The sequence below is a fragment of the Streptomyces sp. NPDC033221 genome, from assembly GCF_055577005.1.
In genome coordinates this window covers 384,730-401,722 of the sequence record NZ_JBVIQN010000004.1, presented here as the reverse complement: position 1 = coordinate 401,722, position 16,993 = coordinate 384,730, and the positions used below count along the sequence as shown (strand labels likewise).

At 69.8% G+C, this 16,993-nt stretch carries 14 protein-coding genes; 7 read left to right on the top strand and 7 right to left on the bottom strand.

Translation table 11 applies throughout. The annotated features are described in order from the left end of the window. Positions 1-119: 119 nt before the first annotated feature. Positions 120-890: a DUF4232 domain-containing protein gene (locus tag ACZ53K_RS07730; RefSeq protein ID WP_468832792.1), complete on the bottom strand. Its 771-nt coding sequence runs from the start codon at positions 888-890 to the stop codon at positions 120-122. 325 nt (positions 891-1,215) lie between these two features. Here ACZ53K_RS07730 and ACZ53K_RS07725 point away from each other — a divergent pair, with 325 nt between their 5' ends. Both ACZ53K_RS07725 and ACZ53K_RS07720 read left to right on the top strand, forming a co-directional pair. Next, positions 1,216-2,640 (top strand): helix-turn-helix domain-containing protein, encoded by a 1,425-nt coding sequence (locus ACZ53K_RS07725; RefSeq protein WP_468832791.1) that lies wholly within the window; start codon positions 1,216-1,218, stop codon positions 2,638-2,640. 21 nt (positions 2,641-2,661) lie between these two features. Continuing rightward, the gene (locus ACZ53K_RS07720; protein ID WP_468832789.1) at positions 2,662-3,582 is read left to right on the top strand and encodes an aminoglycoside phosphotransferase family protein; all 921 of its coding nucleotides are present in this window, start codon (positions 2,662-2,664) and stop codon (positions 3,580-3,582) included. A gap of 62 nt (positions 3,583-3,644) precedes the next feature. Here ACZ53K_RS07720 and argS read toward each other — a convergent pair whose 3' ends face one another. Next, the gene (gene argS / locus ACZ53K_RS07715; protein WP_468832788.1) at positions 3,645-5,426 is read right to left on the bottom strand and encodes an arginine--tRNA ligase; all 1,782 of its coding nucleotides are present in this window, start codon (positions 5,424-5,426) and stop codon (positions 3,645-3,647) included. A 156-nt stretch (positions 5,427-5,582) separates the two neighbouring features. On the opposite strand from argS, the gene lysS reads away from it, so the two are divergent. The 4 genes from lysS (at position 5,583) to ACZ53K_RS07695 (ending at position 10,901) form a co-directional block, all read left to right on the top strand. Then, the gene (lysS, locus tag ACZ53K_RS07710) at positions 5,583-7,307 is read left to right on the top strand and encodes a lysine--tRNA ligase (RefSeq protein ID WP_468832787.1); all 1,725 of its coding nucleotides are present in this window, start codon (positions 5,583-5,585) and stop codon (positions 7,305-7,307) included. Between the two features lie 153 nt (positions 7,308-7,460). After that, positions 7,461-7,682: a hypothetical protein gene (locus ACZ53K_RS07705; RefSeq protein ID WP_468832785.1), complete on the top strand. Its 222-nt coding sequence runs from the start codon at positions 7,461-7,463 to the stop codon at positions 7,680-7,682. Positions 7,683-7,782: 100 nt separating this feature from the next. Next, a complete protein-coding gene (locus ACZ53K_RS07700) occupies positions 7,783-8,553 on the top strand; it encodes an HAD family hydrolase (RefSeq protein WP_468832784.1) in 771 nt (256 codons plus the stop codon). Further along, positions 8,550-10,901 carry a glycoside hydrolase family 65 protein gene (locus ACZ53K_RS07695; RefSeq protein WP_468832783.1) on the top strand — a complete coding sequence of 784 codons (2,352 nt, stop codon included), beginning with the start codon at positions 8,550-8,552 and terminating at the stop codon, positions 10,899-10,901. The genes ACZ53K_RS07700 and ACZ53K_RS07695 overlap by 4 nt, the downstream gene beginning before the upstream one ends. 18 nt (positions 10,902-10,919) lie before the next feature. On the opposite strand, the gene ACZ53K_RS07690 is transcribed toward ACZ53K_RS07695, so the two are convergent. Continuing rightward, positions 10,920-11,762, bottom strand: coding sequence for a hypothetical protein (locus ACZ53K_RS07690; protein ID WP_468832781.1), 843 nt, complete (start codon positions 11,760-11,762; stop codon positions 10,920-10,922). Positions 11,763-11,819: 57 nt separating this feature from the next. Between ACZ53K_RS07690 and ACZ53K_RS07685 the strand changes: the two genes are divergently transcribed. After that, complete coding sequence (locus tag ACZ53K_RS07685; protein WP_468832780.1) at positions 11,820-12,749, top strand: DUF4231 domain-containing protein; 930 nt, start codon at positions 11,820-11,822, stop codon at positions 12,747-12,749. Between the two features lie 92 nt (positions 12,750-12,841). Here ACZ53K_RS07685 and ACZ53K_RS07680 read toward each other — a convergent pair whose 3' ends face one another. From ACZ53K_RS07680 to ACZ53K_RS07665, 4 genes are all read right to left on the bottom strand, one after another. Then, on the bottom strand, positions 12,842-13,123 hold the full coding sequence (locus ACZ53K_RS07680; protein ID WP_468832779.1) for a hypothetical protein: 282 nt from the start codon (positions 13,121-13,123) through the stop codon (positions 12,842-12,844). A 429-nt stretch (positions 13,124-13,552) separates the two neighbouring features. Beyond that, positions 13,553-13,843, bottom strand: a complete 291-nt coding sequence (locus tag ACZ53K_RS07675) for a hypothetical protein (RefSeq protein WP_468832777.1) — start codon at positions 13,841-13,843, stop codon at positions 13,553-13,555. Between the two features lie 93 nt (positions 13,844-13,936). After that, on the bottom strand, positions 13,937-14,506 hold the full coding sequence (locus tag ACZ53K_RS07670; RefSeq protein WP_468832776.1) for a DUF6262 family protein: 570 nt from the start codon (positions 14,504-14,506) through the stop codon (positions 13,937-13,939). Further along, complete coding sequence (locus tag ACZ53K_RS07665; protein ID WP_468832775.1) at positions 14,503-16,503, bottom strand: tyrosine-type recombinase/integrase; 2,001 nt, start codon at positions 16,501-16,503, stop codon at positions 14,503-14,505. The genes ACZ53K_RS07670 and ACZ53K_RS07665 overlap by 4 nt, the downstream gene beginning before the upstream one ends. Positions 16,504-16,993 lie beyond the last annotated feature (490 nt).

Sequence of the window (16,993 nt, the reverse complement as noted above, 5' to 3'; positions counted from 1 at the left end):
CACCTCCCGGACCCGGTGACACCACCCCCCAGGTCATGCCTTCGACAGGGGGCAACAGCCATGCCGGGCCCGGAGGCCAGCAGCCCCATTGCAGAGCCGCGAAGAACATAACGGGGGGCTTAGAGGGCATCGTCCAGTTCGGTCTGCCAGTACGTCACCTGGGCCGAGTCGTCGATGTACGTGCCCTTCGGCAGGGTGGGGCGGGCGGGGCGCTCGGCGTAGCCGCCGTCCCGGTTCGCGAAGAACAGGTCCAGGCTGCGCACCGTCTTGCCGCCGCCGGCCTCCCCGGCGGGGTCCGACGCGCGCACGGCCGCGTACGCGGACCGGCCCGGCTCGACGGACACCACGGCCTGCGGCTTGCTGTCCTGCCGTACCGCGGTGGCCGCCTGGGCGTCGTCGAAGCGCAGGGCCGGGTAGTGGTACGCGTCGCAGCGGGTCGAACCGATGTTGGTGACGGTGAGCAGCAGGTGATTGATGGGGCGGCTGAGCTTGGAGACGGTCACCTTGGTGTTGGCCGCGGTGCAGGTCGTGGACTTCCCGCCGGGCGAGGTGCCGTGCTTCCCGCCGGAGCCGGAGCCGGAGCTGGAGCCGGAGCCGGAGCCGGAGCCGGTCTTGGTCGGGGCCGCGTGCGAGCCCTGACCGCCGCCCTGCGAGCCGCCGTCCGAGGGGGACTTCGCCGACGGGCCCGTACCGCCGGTGCCGCTCGTACCGTCCGAACCCCCGGAGGCCTCCGCGGGAGACGGGGCGGACGAGGCCGCGGGCTGCTCGGCACCGGCGGCCTTCTTGCCGTCCTCGGCCCCGCCGCACGCGGTCAGCGAGAGGGCGGCGGCGACAGCAGCGCCGGAGGCGGCGACACGGGCGGTACGGGTGGTGAAGAGACGCGAACGCATGGGTGGTGCTCCCCGAAAGGTCATGGAGGTGGACGGCGCATCAGATGCGGTGCAGTAGGGCTGCGATGACGACGGCACAGAAGGCGAGTACGCCCAGCGCCGCGAAATCGGCCGGTTCGAGAGGACAGCGGAATCGGGTCCGCACGGCTGCTCCCCGGTAGGGCCCCGGTCGGGGCGTCGTCGGTGGTCACAGCCTGTGCGAGGGTCCGTCCCGGCCACAACGGCCGCCCGCACATCCGGGACGCTGGAACGAATACGCGTACCCTGACCTGGGGGAATGGGGGTTGCCTGGAACGGTGTTCCGGGACGAGGCGGAGGGGGAACAGTGAGCACGGCTTCCGGTACGGACGGGTTCGCGGCACTGCTGCGCGAGGTGAAGACGAGGTCAGGGCTGAGTTACGGCGCTCTGGCCAAGCGCCTGCACATGAGTACGTCCACGCTGCACCGCTACTGCAACGGCGACGCGGTACCGACGGACTACGCACCCGTGGAGCGGCTTGCCCGGGTGTGCGGCGCGAAACCGGAGGAACTGGTCGAGCTGCATCGCCGGTGGATCCTGGCGGATGCGGCACGGGGGCGGCGGGCGGTGGAGGCTTCCGCTTCGGTGGAGGCCGCGTCGGAAGAGGGCGCGCCGAAGTCCGTGCCCGGGGGCGAGGGCGAGCCCGTTGACGCGAACAAGCCCTCGGACAGGAACGAGCAAGTCCCCGCCCCGGCTCCCGCCCCCACGCCGCCACCCGTCCCCCAGCCCGTAAAGCCACCCGCCCCCACTCTCCCCATCCACCTCACCCGCCCCAAACTCCGCCTCGCCCTCATAGGCGCCGCCGTCGTCGCGCTGGCCGTGCCCATTGCCGTCGTCAGCTTTGCGTCCTCCTCGGGGCCGGACCGGGCGGCTTCGGCGGGGACGCGGGTGGCCGACGGCGGTGGCGGCCCGGCCCCGGACGGCGGTCTCTCCGGCAAGCCGTCCGTTTCCGCGTCCGCGTCCACTTCCGCCTCCGCCTCCGGGGCGACCGGCAAGCCGAAGCCGCGCGGCGAATCGGCCACCGCGAGCCCGACCGGTGGCGCGGCCTCGTCCGGTGAAGGTGAAGGAGAGAGCAAGGGCGAGGCAGGCGGTGGCAGCGGCCGGGGCAGTGGTTCTCCGCTGACCGTCGATGTCCGTACGAACAACTGGGACGACCCCTGCGACCGCTGGTACATGCTCGACAAGCCGCCCACCGAGGTTCCGCCGCCGCCCACCGGAGTGGACGCGCGCGGCTGGGCGAACGCGCTGGGAGGGGTACCCGGCGGGCATCTCCGGGTGTCGCTGGCGGTGCAGGGTACGGGGAACGAGGCGGTCGTACTGCACTCGCTGACCGTACGGGCCACCGCGCGCACGGCGGCGGCGGTCGGCTCCGCGTACTCCATGGGTAACGGCTGCGGCGGCGGGCTCGTCCCGGCCTCGTTCGACGTCGGGCTGGACGCGGCGCAGCCGCGGATGCGGCCGGTGGCCGGTGAGCAGGGGGACCGGAGGATTCCGGCGACCGACTTCCCGTTCAAGGTGTCGGCGTCCGACCCACAGGCGCTGTACATCGACGCGCATGCGGAGACGAACGACGTCAGCTGGTACCTGGAGCTGGAGTGGAGCAGTGGCGGGCGGCGCGGCACGCTGCGTCTGGACGACCACGGCCGGCCGTTCCGTACGAGCGCGATGAAGGACCGCCCGGCTTACAACTACCGGTACGACAAGAACGTCTGGGAGCCCGCCGGGAACTGAGCCGGGCTATCGTGACGCCGCATGACCCACACCGAGTTGGAGATCACGGCGGAGCTGGTCCGGGACCTGTTGCGTGACCAGCACCCGGACTTGGCCGACCGGCCGGTGACGCTCGGCGCGCGGGGCTGGGACAACCAGCTGTGGCGGCTCGGCGACGATCTCGCGGTCCGCTTGCCCTGGGCGACGGAGTCCGCGGACGCGCTGCTGCGCAAGGAGCACGCCTGGCTGCCCGTCCTCGCCCCGCGCCTTCCGCTTCCGGTGCCCGTTCCACAGCGCCTCGGTGAGCCTTCCGGGCGGTTTCCGCGGCCGTGGATCGTCACGACCTGGGTGCCGGGCGAGCCCGCCGACCGTGCGCCCGTCACCCGCGCCGGGGAGGCGGCCGACTCCCTGGCCGCCTTCCTGACGGCTCTTCACCGGCCCGCCCACCAGGGGGCGCCCATGGGCCGTGATGACCGTGGGGGGCCGCTGGCCGCCCATGCCGAAAGCTTTCTCCGAGGGCTCGCCTCGGCCACCGGGCTGGGGCTGATCCCCGACCCGGACGCCGCCCGCGCGGTCTGGGAGGACGCCGTGGCCGCCCCCGCCTGGGCGGGACCGGCACTCTGGATCCACGGCGACCTGCACCCGGCCAACGTCCTGACCACGGACGGCACTTTCAGCGGCGTGATCGATTTCGGCGACCTCTGCGCCGGCGATCCGGCGTGCGACCTCGCCGCCCCCTGGATTCTGCTGCCGGAGCACGCCGCCGACCGCTTCCACGAGGCCTACCGGCCGGGCCCGGACGCCGCGACCCTGCGTCGCGCCCGCGGCTGGGCGGTGCTGCGGGCCCTCGGCGGCATCCTCATCGGGGACGCCGGTGTGCACGGCCGTCCCGGGGGCAAGCCCACCTGGGGCCCGCCCGCCCAGGCCGCACTGCGCCGCCTGACCGCGTCGGTCCGCTGCTGATCAACCGCCCCGCGGACCCTCGACGGGAGTCGGAGCCGCTCCTGGTGAGAGCTGCTCCGGCCTCAGAGCCGCTCAGGCGTCCGGATGCCCAGCAGCGCCATGCCGCGGTGCAGCGTGCGCGCCGTCAAGTCGCACAGGAACAGGCGATTCTCGACCTGCTCGCTGCCGCCCTCGGCCTTCAGGACCGGGCACTGGTCGTAGAAGGTCGTGTAGAGAGAGGCGAGCTGGTAGAGGTACGCGGCCAGCTTGTGGGGCTCGTAGGCGGCCGCCGCTTCCTCCAGGACCTCCCCGAACTGGTCCAGGTGCAGGCCCAGCGCGCGCTCCGCCGGAGCCAGTTCCAGTTCCGGGTGGGCCTTGGGCGCGGCGGCGTCGCCGGCCTTGCGCAGGATGGACTGGATACGGGCGTACGCGTACTGGAGGTAGACGCTGGTGTCGCCGTTGAGCGAGACCATCTGGTCCAGGTCGAACTTGTAGTCGCGGGAGGCCGAGGTGGACAGGTCCGCGTACTTCACGGCGCCGATGCCGACCTGGGTGCCGTTCTCGGTGATCTCCTGCTCGGTCAGGCCGATCTTCTCGCTCTTCTCGCGGACCACGGCGGTCGCCCGGTCCACCGCCTCGTCGAGCAGGTCCACCAGCCGCACCGTCTCGCCCTCACGGGTCTTGAACGGCTTGCCGTCCTTGCCGAGGACGGTGCCGAAGGCGAGCTGTACGGCCTGTACGTCATCGCCCAGCCAGCCGGCCCGGCGGGCGGTCTCGAAGACCATCTTGAAGTGCAGGGACTGGCGGGCGTCGACCACGTACAGGAGGGTCGACGCGCCGAGGCCCTGCACGCGGTCGCGGATGGCGGACAGGTCGGTGGCCGCGTAGCCGTAACCGCCGTTGGACTTCTTGACGATCAGCGGGGTCGGGTTGCCGTCCGGGCCCTTGACGTCGTCGAAGAAGACGCAGAGCGCGCCGTCGGAGCGGACCGCGACACCGGACTCCTCCAGGAGGCGGCAGGTCTCCTCCAGCATGGCGTTGTAGCCGGACTCGCCGACCACGTCCGCGTCCCGGATCTCCATGTCGAGCTTGTTGAAGACCGAGTAGAAGTAGACCTTCGACTCGTCGACGAAGCGCTGCCACAGGGCGAGCGTCTCCTCGTCGCCGGCCTGGAGGTCGACGACCCGGCGGCGGGCGCGGTCCTTGAACTCCTCGTCGGAGTCGAAGAGGGCGCGCGACGCCTTGTAGAGGCGGTTGAGGTTGGACATGGCCTCTTCGCCGGAGACCTCGGCGGAGCCGTCGTCGCTCTTGTGGTCCAGCTCGTGCGGGTGCTCGATGAGGTACTGGATGAGCATGCCGAACTGGGTGCCCCAGTCGCCGATGTGGTGGCGGCGGACCACCTTCTCGCCGGTGAACTCCAGGATCTCGACCATCGCGGCGCCGATCACGGCGGAGCGCAGGTGGCCGACGTGCATCTCCTTGGCGACGTTCGGCTGCGCGTAGTCGATGACGGTGGTGCCGGGGTTCTCGGCGTACGGCACGCCGAGGCGGTCGTCGGCGGCGCGGGCGGCCAGCGTCCGGATGATCGCCTCGTCGGAGACGGTGATGTTCAGGAAGCCGGGTCCGGAGACCTCGATCTCTTTGATCACGTCACCGGTGGCGAGCTGCCCGACGACCTGGGAGGCCAGCTCGCGCGGGTTGCCCTTGAGCTTCTTGGCCAGCGCCAGCATGCCGTTGGCCTGGAAGTCGGCCCGGTCGCTTCGTCGCAGCAGCGGGTCCGCGGTGCCGGCCTCCGGCAGGGCTGCCGAGAGGGCGTCCGCGACGCGCTGGTTGACCGTAGCTGCGAGGGAAGGGACCGAGGTCATGGGATGAAGGCCGTTCCGTTGGCGTGGAAAGGGTTTGCCAACGAGTATCCCACGGCGGTTCCATCGGTTTTCCACAGGGAAAATCCGGCGGCGGCGCCGTCTGGGAGAATGGTCGCCGTCAGGCTTGTCGAGTGGTGAGAAGAGGAAGGGCCGATCGTGGCTCAGCAGAGCACCGAGACCGACTGGGTCTCCAGGTTCGCGGACGAGGTCATTGCCGAGGCGGAGCGCCGCGCCCCCGGCAAACCGATCGTCTGCGCCTCGGGCCTGTCCCCTTCCGGCCCCATCCACCTGGGCAATCTGCGTGAGGTCATGACGCCGCACCTGGTCGCGGACGAGATCCGCCGCCGGGGCCATGAGGTCCGCCACCTGATCTCCTGGGATGACTACGACCGGTACCGCAAGGTCCCGGCCGGTGTCGCGGGCGTCGACGAGTCGTGGGCCGAGCACATCGGCAAGCCGCTGACCTCGGTGCCGGCCCCGGCCGGCTCCGCGTACCCGAACTGGGCGGAGCACTTCAAGGCCGCCATGGTCGAAGCCCTCGCCGAGCTGGGCGTGGAGTACGACGGCATCAGCCAGACCGAGCAGTACACCTCGGGTGCCTACCGCGAGCAGATCCTGCACGCGATGAAGCACCGGCAGCAGATCGACGCGATCCTCGGCCAGTACCGCACCAAGAAGGCGCCCGCGAAGAAGTCGCAGAAGCCGGTCGACGAGGCCGAGCTGGAGGCCGCCGAGGGCTCCGGCGCGGCCGCCGAGGACGACGGCAGCAGCGGTTCGGCCGGTTATTTCCCGTACAAGCCGTACTGCGGCCAGTGCGGGAAGGACCTGACGGCCGTCACCTCGTACGTGGAGGAGACGACCGAGCTGACGTACTCCTGCACGGACTGCGGCTTCGGCGAGACGGTCCGGCTGAGCGAGTTCAACCGCGGCAAGCTGGTCTGGAAGGTCGACTGGCCGATGCGCTGGGCGTACGAGGGCGTGGTCTTCGAGCCGTCCGGTGTGGACCACTCCTCGCCGGGCTCGTCGTTCGTCGTCGGCGGCCAGATCGTGCGCGAGATCTTCGACGGCGCCCAGCCCATCGGCCCGATGTACGCCTTCGTCGGCATCAGCGGCATGGCCAAGATGTCGTCCTCCAAGGGCGGCGTGCCGACCCCGGGCGACGCGCTGAAGATCATGGAGGCGCCGCTGCTGCGCTGGCTGTACGCGCGCCGCAAGCCCAACCAGGCCTTCAAGATCGCCTTCGACCAGGAGATCCAGCGGCTCTACGACGAGTGGGACAAGCTGGAGGCCAAGGTCGCCGACGGCTCGGTGCTGCCCGCCGACGCCGCCGCGCACTCCCGCGCGGTGCGCACCGCCGCCGGTGAGCTGCCCCGCACCCCGCGTCCGCTGCCGTACCGCACGCTGGCCTCGGTCGTGGACATCACCGGCGGGCACGACGAGCAGACCCTGCGCATCCTCGGCGAGCTGGACCCGGCCGACCCGGTCACGTCCCTGGACGAGGCCCGGCCCCGGCTGGACAAGGCGGAGTACTGGATCAACACCCAGGTCCCGGCCGAGCAGCGCACGATCGTGCGCGAGGCGCCGGACACCGAGCTGCTCGGCTCGCTCGACGAGCAGGGCCGCGAGTCGCTGCGGCTGCTGCTGGACGGGCTGGACGACCACTGGTCGCTGGACGGGCTGACCACGCTCGTCTACGGCGTACCGAAGATCCAGGCCGGGCTGACGCCGGACGCCAAGCCGACGCCGGAGCTGAAGGTCGCCCAGCGCTCGTTCTTCGCGCTGCTCTACAACCTCCTCGTCGGCCGTGACACCGGCCCGCGGCTGCCCACGCTGCTGCTCGCGGTCGGCGCCGACCGGGTGCGCAAGCTGCTGGCGGCGTGAGCGCCTGACGGGGCGGGCCCGGCGCCGCGGTGACGGCTGCCGTGGCGCGCGTACGGGTATGAGGCCCTGACCGGGCCGCTGCGCCTTTCGACGGAGTGCCGATTCGGCCCCGGGGACGACGATCCCCGGGGCCGCTCGCGTGAGGCTGGACCCATGCGAGAAATCATCGGAGTCCTCGGAATCATCGTCCTGATCCAGGGGGCCATGGGCGCCCTCGGCCGGATCTTCACGGACAGTACGGGCTGGGGCATCCTGCCGCACTGGTACGACCTGCCGACGCTCGCGTACGCCGGTATGGCCGCGGCAGGCCTGGCCCTCTGTGTGTGGGGGGAGGCGGGCAAGAAGCGCAGGAAGCGGGTGGGCCCGGGCGCGTAGCCGCCCGCCGCGCCCGCCGTACCCGGCCCGCCGGCGGCGTTCCGGGCGGGAAATGGCCGGAACAGACATACGTCGAACACCGGGCGGGGACTCGTGTCCCATGACGGATTCGCTGACCTCACTCGGGCTGCCGGACCGTGTCCGGGCCTGTCTGTTCGACCTCGACGGTGTCCTGACCAAGACGGCCGTCGTGCACACGGCCGCCTGGAAGGAGACCTTCGACGACTTCCTGCACCACCGGGACGGCCCCGGTTTCACCCCCTTCGACCCGGTCTCCGACTACGACGAGTACGTGGACGGCCGGCCGCGCGCCGACGGCGTCCGCACCTTCCTCGCCTCCCGCGGCATCGAACTGCCGGAAGGCGGCCCCGACGACCCGCCGGACCGCGAAACCGTGCACGGGCTGGGCAACCGCAAGAACAATCTGCTGCTGAAGAAGCTCCGCGAGCAGGGCGCCGAGGCGTACGAGGGCTCCCGCCGCTATGTGCGGGCCGTACGCGACCAGGGCCTGGCCACCGCCGTCGTCTCCTCCAGCGCCAACTGCCGCGAGGTGCTGGCGTCCGTGGACATGGAGCACTTCTTCGACGTACGAATCGACGGGAACGTGGCCGCCGAACGGAAACTGCCGGGCAAACCGCACCCCGACACCTTCCTGGAGGCCGCCAGGGACCTGGGCGTCCCCGCCGCGCAGGCAGCCGTCTACGAGGACGCCCTCGCCGGGATGGACGCCGGACGGGCCGGCCGCTTCGGGTACGTCATCGGCGTCGACCGGGTCGGCCAGACCGAGGCGCTGCGGCGGCACGGCGCCGACATCGTCGTCAAGGACCTCGCCGAGCTGCTGCCGGAGAAGAAGGAGGACGGCCAGGCATGATCACCCACTCCTCGTACGCCTGCGACCCCTGGCTGCTGCGCGAGACCGACCTCAACCTGGACGTGCTGCCGCAGAGCGAGTCGGTCTTCGCGCTGTCCAACGGGCACATCGGCTGGCGCGGCAACCTGGACGAGGGCGAGCCGCACGGCCTGCCCGGCAGCTACCTCAACGGCGTCCACGAGCTGCGCCCGCTGCCGTACGCCGAGGCCGGTTACGGCTACCCCGAGTCGGGGCAGACCGTCATCAACGTCACCAACGGCAAACTGATCCGGCTGCTCGTCAACGACGAACCATTCGACCTGCGGTACGGGCGGGTGCGCAGCCACGAGCGGGTGCTGGACCTGCGTGCCGGAGTGCTGCGCCGCACCTGCGAATGGACGTCGCCGGCCGGCTGCACCGTGCGGGTGACCTCCACCCGGCTGGTCTCCTTCACCCAGCGGGCCGTCGCCGCCGTCGCCTACGAGGTCGAGCCCCTGGACTCCGAGGTACGGGTCGTCCTGCAGTCCGAACTCGTCACCAACGAGCAGCTGCCGGAGACCGGCGGCGACCCGCGGGTCTCCTCGGCGCTGCACAATCCGCTGGAGCCGGAGGAGCACTTCGCCTCCGACGCGCGCCTGCGGCTGATCCACCGCACCCGCCGCAGCGGGCTGCGGGTGGCGGCCGCCGCCGATCACCTCGTCGACGGCCCGGAGGGCAAAACCCGCACCGACAGCGAGAGCGGCGACGACACCGCCCGCTTCACCGTCACCTCGCTCCTGGAGCAGGGCCAGCGGCTGCGCCTGGAGAAGACGGTGTCGTACGGCTGGTCCAGCGCGCGCTCACTGCCCGCCCTGCGCGACCAGGTGGACGCGGCGCTCGCCGGAGCCCGCAGCACCGGCTGGCAGGGGCTGGTCGACCAGCAGCGCACCTACCTGGACGACTTCTGGGACCGCGCGGACGTCGAGGTCGACGGCGACGCGGAGATCCAGCAAGCCGTCCGCTTCGCCCTCTTCCACGTCCTCCAGGCGGGCGCCCGGGCCGAGCAGCGCGCCATCCCCGCGAAGGGTTTGACCGGCTCCGGGTACGACGGGCACACGTTCTGGGACAGCGAAACGTTCGTCCTGCCGATGCTGACATACACCTCGCCCGGCGCCGTCTCCGAAGCGCTGCGCTGGCGGCAGAACACGATGGGCGCCGCCTGCGAGCGCGCGACCCAACTCGGCCTGCGCGGCGCGGCGTTCCCCTGGCGGACCATCGAGGGCTCGGAATGCTCCGCCTACTGGCCGGCCGGAACCGCGGCCTTCCACGTCAACGCCGACATCGCCGACGCGGTCGTCCGTTACGTGTGCGCCACCGGCGATGAGGAGTTCGAGCGGGAGACCGCCGTACCGATCCTGGTGGAGACCGCCCGGCTGTGGCACTCACTGGGCCAGCACGACCACCACGGCACCTTCCACATCGACGGCGTCACCGGCCCCGACGAGTACAGCGCCGTCGCGGACGACAACGTCTACACCAACCTCATGGCCCAGGCGAACCTCAGGGCCGCCGCCGACGTCGCCGAACGCCACCCCCGGGAGGCGGAGGCGCTCGGCGTCGACGACGAGGAGAGCGCGTCCTGGCGGGACGCGGCGGAGGCGGTGGCCGTACCGTACAACCGCAATCTGCGGGTGCACGAGCAGTCGGCGGGCTTCACCCGCCACCAGACCTGGGACTTCTCCGGGACGCGCCCCGACCAGTACCCTCTGATGCTTCACTTCCCCTACTTCGACCTGTACCGCAAACAGGTCGTGAAGCAGGCCGACCTGGTCCTCGCCCTGTACAAGCGCGGCGACTGCTTCGACGACGACCACAAGGCCCGCAACTTCGCCTACTACGAGCCGTTGACCGTACGCGACTCCTCCCTGTCCGCCTGCGTCCAGGCCGTCGTGGCCGCCGAGGTCGGCCATCTGCGCCTCGCCTACGACTACTTGGGCGAAGCGGCCCTGATGGACCTCCAGGACCTGGAGAACAACACCCGCGACGGCCTGCACACCGCCTCGCTCGCCGGCACCTGGATCGCCCTCGTCGCCGGCTTCGGCGGCATGCGGCACACGAGCCAGGACGGCCTGACCTTCGCGCCGCGCCTCCCCGAGAAACTCACCCGCCTGGCGTTCTCGGTGCAGGTACTGGGACGGCGGCTGCGCATCGAGATCACCGCCAAGTCGGTGACGTACAGCATGGTCGAGGGCGCGCCCCTCGAAATACAGCACTACGGCGAACCGCTCACCGTCTCCGACAAGGACCCCCAGGAGAGGCAAATCCCCGACCAGCCAGCCCGCCCGGAGCCCACGCAGCCACCGGGGAGGCGGCCGCTGCGGAGGCACTGAGGCCGGCGGGGGCGGCGGCTACGGGATGTGCTCGGCGGTCTCCATCTCCTCCCGCAGCCGCTGCCGGAACTCCCGCGCGAACGCCCGCAGATAGCTTTCGGAGAGCGGGCCGCCGTCGCGACCGGTGACGCCGTACACCTCCAGGAGGTAGCGGCCGAACTGCCGGGAGTCGGGGAAGTGGTTCTTCTCGGCGACGTACCTACGGAAGGCCTCGTAATAGGCCTCGTCACGGGGGACGTCGTCGGGGAGGCCGGGGTGGTCGGGGGTGGGGAGCTGCGGGGGTACGGGGGTGGGCGTCGGCTCGGGGGCCGGGGCGGGCATCGGTTCGGGCTCGGGGGTCGGTTCGGGCTCGGGGGAGGACTCGGGTGTGGCGCGCGGTTCCGGGATGGGCAGCGGGTGGGGCGTACCGCCGAGGGGACGCGTACGGCCGGGGGCCACGGGAACGGTCAACCGTGCCTCGTGCGGCGGGTGTTCGGACGCGGAGTCGTCGGGGCCGGGTGCCGGGGCGGGGGTCGGTTCCGGTTCCGATGCCGGGGTCGACACGGGAGCCTGGGCCTGCGGCTCGGGGGCCGCGGGCGCTTCCGGGGCGACGGCGGACTCGCCGACCCCGGGACGCGCCGCCGACACGGCCGGGACGGGGACGGAAACGGGCCCCTCGATCCCCGCCGCCGCCAGCCCCGCCGCCCCCGTCTCCGTGAGCGGCACCCCGTACCGCGCCAGCCGCAGCGGCATCAGCGCCTCGACCGGCGCCCGCCGCCGCCAGGCCCGCCCGTAGCGGGCCCGCAGCCGTGTCCGGTAGACCAGCCGGTCCTGCTCCAGCTTGATCACCTCGTCGTACGACCGCAGCTCCCACAGCTTCATCCTTATCTCTAGGTCTCTGACGTCACTCCTGATCGGTAGGGTGTTTTCCCTTCTGGCATGTCAGTTACGTCGGCCGCAGTGATGGTCGATTGGCACGATGAGCGTGCCGCAGGGATAGGGGGAACAGTGACTGTAGGGGCAGACGGCGGGGCGGGCTCAGCGCCACTGACGGAAGAGCAGGAGCGGGCACTTCAGCAGGAGTACCGCGAGAAGGTGAGAGCCTTCGACCAGTTGGAGGACGATCTCCGCGCAGCCCGGACGTTTCAGCGGATCTTCATGCTGACGATGTTGGGCGCCATCGCCTTGGCGTTCTTGCTGGGCTACACCGTCGTCGTGGGCTTGTGGAACGAGCAGCCGACCTTTACGCGGTACGTCGGCCTGGTCATCGTGCTGGTGCTGTGGGTGGCCGCTGGGTGGGCGCTCTGGAAGAACCGCAAGAAGATAGTGGCAGCGAACACGACACTGCGGAATGCATCGCTGGACCGGCAAACGGCCGCGGCGAAGCTCCCGCTGGACTCGCCGTCAGGGCTGCGGATCTATCGCGAAGCGTCACTCGACCTGATCGACCAGTACAGGAAGGGTGCGGCGACAAACCGCCGTGTTCACAACTTCTTCCAGATCATCATCATTACGGGTTCGATCGTTACGTCGACGCTGGCGGCGATGAACGAAGGCTCCAACTTGGTCTTGCGGATCATCACATCAGCTCTCAGCGCCCTAGTGGGTATCTCCGCTGGCATCACTGGCTACTTCAAGTTCCGCGAACGTGGGTACAACCTTCAGTCAACGGCCGACGACATCGAGAAGCACTACAACGCGTCGCAGTTCATGCTCGATGACTACGCGGGAACCGACCCGTCACAGCCCCTCTCGGAGCAGGAGAGGCTGAGAATGTTTGCGCGATTCGTCGAGCGTCTGAAGGAAGAGCAGCGCAAGAGGGAACTGCAGCTTGAGCAGCAGAGTTCAACCGAGGAACGGTCGGCCTGACGCGGGCTTCGTGTGAAGCGCGACTGTTATCGCCGGTGAGGCGGAACCAGCCGTGATCCGATCCGAGTGCATTAACGGCCAACGGACTTGCATCAGACGGCGATGACGCCACCGCTGTTGTCGTGCACGACAGCCTGCCACGCCAGGGCCGGGCACTCGGCGACGACTAGCGTGTCGAGACCGTCCGGCCCGCCGGTTGCCGCGACTCGCGCAAACGCCTCCTCCTGGACTGGAAAGTTGCCTTGAAGCGCGTCGCAGTGCTGGCACCCATTGGCCAGCTGCCGCTCGCGCATGGTCCTGCTGTATCGGGACTTCACCGGCGCCGTCAGATCCGCCCGTCCGTTTCGTTCCAGAAGGTGCACGGCGAGTTCCATCGTCCGAGGGTTCTCCGTGGTGAAGAGCCCGCAGTAGCCGCGTGCCGGGCGAGCGGGATAGAGGCCGGCGATACAGGTGGTGGCCCGCCCGCACTTCCAACAGGATCGGTTTAGACCGAGAACACGAAGATGCAGGACGGGAGCGGCTCCGGACGGTGGCGATGCGGGCAGCGCGATCTTGTCGGGGTCAAAGTCGCCTGCTTCGGCGAGCTCGTCAACGTGACGGCACGTTGGGCAGCGCACCTCCCAGGTGCCGCTCTCGCTTCGCTGCAAGAAGCCGCCGTGCGCAGCTACCCACACCGAACACAAGGTGCACCCTCCTGCGAACCGGTTCTCCACGCCCTTCCCTTCTGTGATGCGGTGTTCGCGAGCTGATCAGCTGGGTCATGATCCAGCGCGTCCATGGACGCCTGCCTGACACCGCTTCGTTCAGCTGCCGCTCGCGGATCTCTGAGCGGACCGCATCTCGGAGAGGAAGTCGGGACTGAAGAGGCCAGCGCGCAGGGGAGTCCGTTCGGGCCGGGGCGCCTTCAGGTGCCAGAGCCACCGCCCGTAGACCCCTCGTATCCGGGCACGTTCGAGTTGCCAGAGGCTCTCCCACTTCAACGCCTCTTGGTAGGTGAGGCCGGGGTTGTCCAGCGTCCATAGGTACAGGCGCCGTGCCATGCGTGGGGCCAGGAGGAAGTGGATGGGGCGTACCGGGCTCCGCCACGGGGCCATGGCTCTGTTCCTCCTCTGGATGTGACCGTGCTCAGCACTGGCATGGTACGGGCGATTCCGTCGCGCCGGTGCTGAGAGATGGCAGGCCTGAACCTACGTGGCACGCATCATCTTGCGCAGGCTCTGTCGGGCCGCCGACAGGTCATCTTCCAGGCCTTCGATTGTGGCGCGCAGCGCCTTGTTGTCGGCTTGAGCTTGCTGGAGATCCTTGGTGAGGGCAGCGTTCGCGCGGTTCAACTCGCCCATATCGTCTCTGAGTTCGCTGACGTTGGTGTGGTTCAGCTCTGTCCCAAGCTGGAGGCGGAGCCGTTCTCGAAGTCGGTTGCGTTCTTCGCGGAGCTCTTTGATCTGCTGCTGGGCGAGTGCGAGGTCGGTCTTGAGGCTGGCGTTGCTGACGCGGCTCTGTGGCGGAACGGCACCGGCTGTCGCCTCGATACCCAGCTCTTCCTGGCGTCGGCGGGCCGCCTCGATGGGTTCGCGCAGTCCAGGGGAGTACGTGAGCCAGCTGGAGACGCCGGCCTCCTTGGCCACCCTGGCGAACGTGATCTTCGTTCCTGCGCGTTGCAGGGAGTCCAGAACCTCCAGTACGCGGCGGCGCTTGTTCTGGCTGTCGCGTTCACGCGCCGCTTTCAGCGCGGCAGCGCGGGCTTCGCGAGCGGTCACTGGTCCTCCTTGCGTTGCTTGATCACTGCCAGAGGCAGCAGTTTGTGAGAGGTAGTGGCTCGTGCCTTGCGGAGGATCTTGCTCGCTTCCTCGATCTGTTGCCGCTCGTCGTCGGGTAGCGCCGCCAGCTGGTCGCGCATGGTGGTGGCGACTTCCTGAAAGCTGTCGATCTGGGCTTCGATGTTGTCCAGTACGAAGTCGGCAGCTCCGATGGCGTCAGCGGTCTCGCGGTCGGACTTCAGACCGCGTACGTGATCTTCGATGGCGGGCAGGTAGGACGGGTCGGGACGGTAGAAGGTACAGCCCGAACACTGGAACCGGATGGGACAGGAACCACCACCGGCTTTGACATTGGAGGGTTCGGTGCAGTTTCCGAACGGGACGGCGACCGAAGCGATCTCGTACTTGCTCTGAGGGAGCGGAGACGACCGGCCGGTGCGGTCCACAGCCAAGGGCGCCAGCGTGCGGATAGCCTCCCGCTTACGCTTCAGCGTCACCTGGTAGTAGCCCATGGTCGTATCGACCGAAGTGTGATCCATGAGATCGCGTAGCACGTCGACGGGAACGCCGGCATCTGCATGCCGCTGGGCGTAGGTGTGCCGGAAGGCATGTGCGGTGATCAGGGAGCGGTCGAAGGGCAGAGGGCTCCCATCCGCTCCCAGGACGTCGCTGTCGATGCGGGGGAGTGCGTCGACCCAGGTGCGCAGCGCTGCCGAGATGCTGTCGGGCCGGATGTGACCGTTGCCCCGGCCGGAGCCGTGCAGGGCGCTGGGGAAGAGCCACGAACCTGCTCGCTCGGTCAGCGATAGCTCGGCGCGGCGCCGTTCCCAGAGGTTGACCAGTTCGGCCGTGCTCTGCGGGACGGGCAGGCGACGGCCGTTCCGTTTGGCTTTGTGGTTGTCGTAGACCAGCTGGTAGTGGCCGTCATCCTGCTCGATGCAGCCCACCTTGAGGCTCGCGACCTCGCCAAGGCGGCGCCCGGTGTCACGCAGGACGGCGTAGACGGTCTGGTGGAACAGTCGTGAAAGATCCTTCGGCCAGCCTCGGTGGGTGACGTCCACGAGGTGGAGCTGAGCATCCAGCTGGCGGATGACGGAGTTGGGCAGAGCTCGGCCGGCGTGTTCCTCGTTGACGTCGACCGGAGCCACGCGATGGTGGCGGGCCCGACTGAAGGTACCGGGCGCGTCATCCATCAGCCCGCTCGCACGCGTGAACTCCAAGACCGAGAACCATGCTCTGACCAGCTTGTCCTGGGTGGCAGCCGCACGGGGTTTCCCGTCCTTCTTCCGGGACTTCTTGATTGCATCGACGGCCGCCGTCATGTCTGCGGCGCCCAGGCGCGAGGGTTCTTCGCCTCCTCCCACTCGCTGGGCCAGTCCGTCGGAGGCGGCTGAGAACGCCAGGAGGGAGGTGCGCAGATCTTGGATGGTCGGCCGAACCGAGCGCGCCCATTCCATGAGAAGTGCACGCAGCCATGCCTGGCGGACGACCCGGAAGTCGATGTCGCCCTTCACCGCGTCGTAGCGACGATGCGTCGCGGCCCACAGGCCCACGGCTGCGGCGTCCCATACGTCGCCTGCCATGGGATCAGCACCCTCGTACTGCCGTCGTGCGCGTTCGAGCATGCGCTGGATCTGGCCCAGCAAGGCACGCGCCGGGCTGCTGCCTTTCTCCCTGCCGAACCGCAACGAGGACAGGTCCAGGCCGCGCAGGCTGTCCACGTCGGCGGCGGCCGCGATGGCGAGTCGCACTGCAAGCGGACTGATGCTCAGTCCCTCTCGGTCGCGCTTCTGCAGACCGAGCAGCAGCTCATGGGCGACGACGGGGTGAAGCCCGCCGCACCAGAACTGATGGACCTGGAGGAACGGACCGGCATCCGCTGCCCATGCCAGAAGCTGGTCAGGGGTGCGGTTACCGCTACAGAGCTCACGGCGCCACTTCCCGTGGTGCGACGTGCACAGCCGGAGCTGCTGCTGCTCCCGGTTGCATCCGCCCACAAGGCATTCCCCTTGGTGAGGCAAGGGGCGGGGAGCGGCCGAGGCCTGCCAATCCGCGACCTGAAGGTCGGGAGTCCGTCTCCTGCGCTCGCTGAACGCGGAGGCATGGGTCGGACAGAACCCATGACTCACCGCCTCCCGTGCACACCGACCTGTGTGGTCGGCAACCAGGCACGCCTCGCGATCAGAGGCCCCGCGTACCCGCCGCTTCCGCGACGGCCGGTAGGTCGCGTCGAACTCCTCGTCCGACAGCTCGCTGGCCCGCGCTGCAACACTGCAGGGCGAACACCGGCCGACACGGCCAGGACAAGGCGTCCGGCAGGCGGCAACCCTGCAGCGTGAGGCACTGGTGGCGTCGTTGTCCAGGTCCCCGTCGAAGAACATCCGCTCGTGGTCCCACTCGCCCGGACGCCAATCGGGCCGTACCTGCTGGCGCAGCCACGCCAACCACCCTTCTGCCGACGCCGCAGGCTCAGAGTGCGAGTGCAGG

Excerpts from the sequence above, each read along its gene's own strand:
- ACZ53K_RS07730 (WP_468832792.1), bottom strand. The coding sequence starts at position 890 with ATGCGTTCGCGTCTCTTCACCACCCGTACCGCCCGTGTCGCCGCCTCC.
- ACZ53K_RS07720 (WP_468832789.1), top strand. The coding sequence starts at position 2,662 with ATGACCCACACCGAGTTGGAGATCACGGCGGAGCTGGTCCGGGACCTG.
- argS (WP_468832788.1), bottom strand. The coding sequence starts at position 5,426 with ATGACCTCGGTCCCTTCCCTCGCAGCTACGGTCAACCAGCGCGTCGCG.
- ACZ53K_RS07705 (WP_468832785.1), top strand. The coding sequence starts at position 7,461 with ATGCGAGAAATCATCGGAGTCCTCGGAATCATCGTCCTGATCCAGGGG.
- ACZ53K_RS07700 (WP_468832784.1), top strand. The coding sequence starts at position 7,783 with ATGACGGATTCGCTGACCTCACTCGGGCTGCCGGACCGTGTCCGGGCC.
- ACZ53K_RS07695 (WP_468832783.1), top strand. The coding sequence starts at position 8,550 with ATGATCACCCACTCCTCGTACGCCTGCGACCCCTGGCTGCTGCGCGAG.
- ACZ53K_RS07690 (WP_468832781.1), bottom strand. The coding sequence starts at position 11,762 with ATGAAGCTGTGGGAGCTGCGGTCGTACGACGAGGTGATCAAGCTGGAG.
- ACZ53K_RS07685 (WP_468832780.1), top strand. The coding sequence starts at position 11,820 with ATGTCAGTTACGTCGGCCGCAGTGATGGTCGATTGGCACGATGAGCGT.
- ACZ53K_RS07680 (WP_468832779.1), bottom strand. The coding sequence starts at position 13,123 with ATGGAACTCGCCGTGCACCTTCTGGAACGAAACGGACGGGCGGATCTG.
- ACZ53K_RS07675 (WP_468832777.1), bottom strand. The coding sequence starts at position 13,843 with ATGGCCCCGTGGCGGAGCCCGGTACGCCCCATCCACTTCCTCCTGGCC.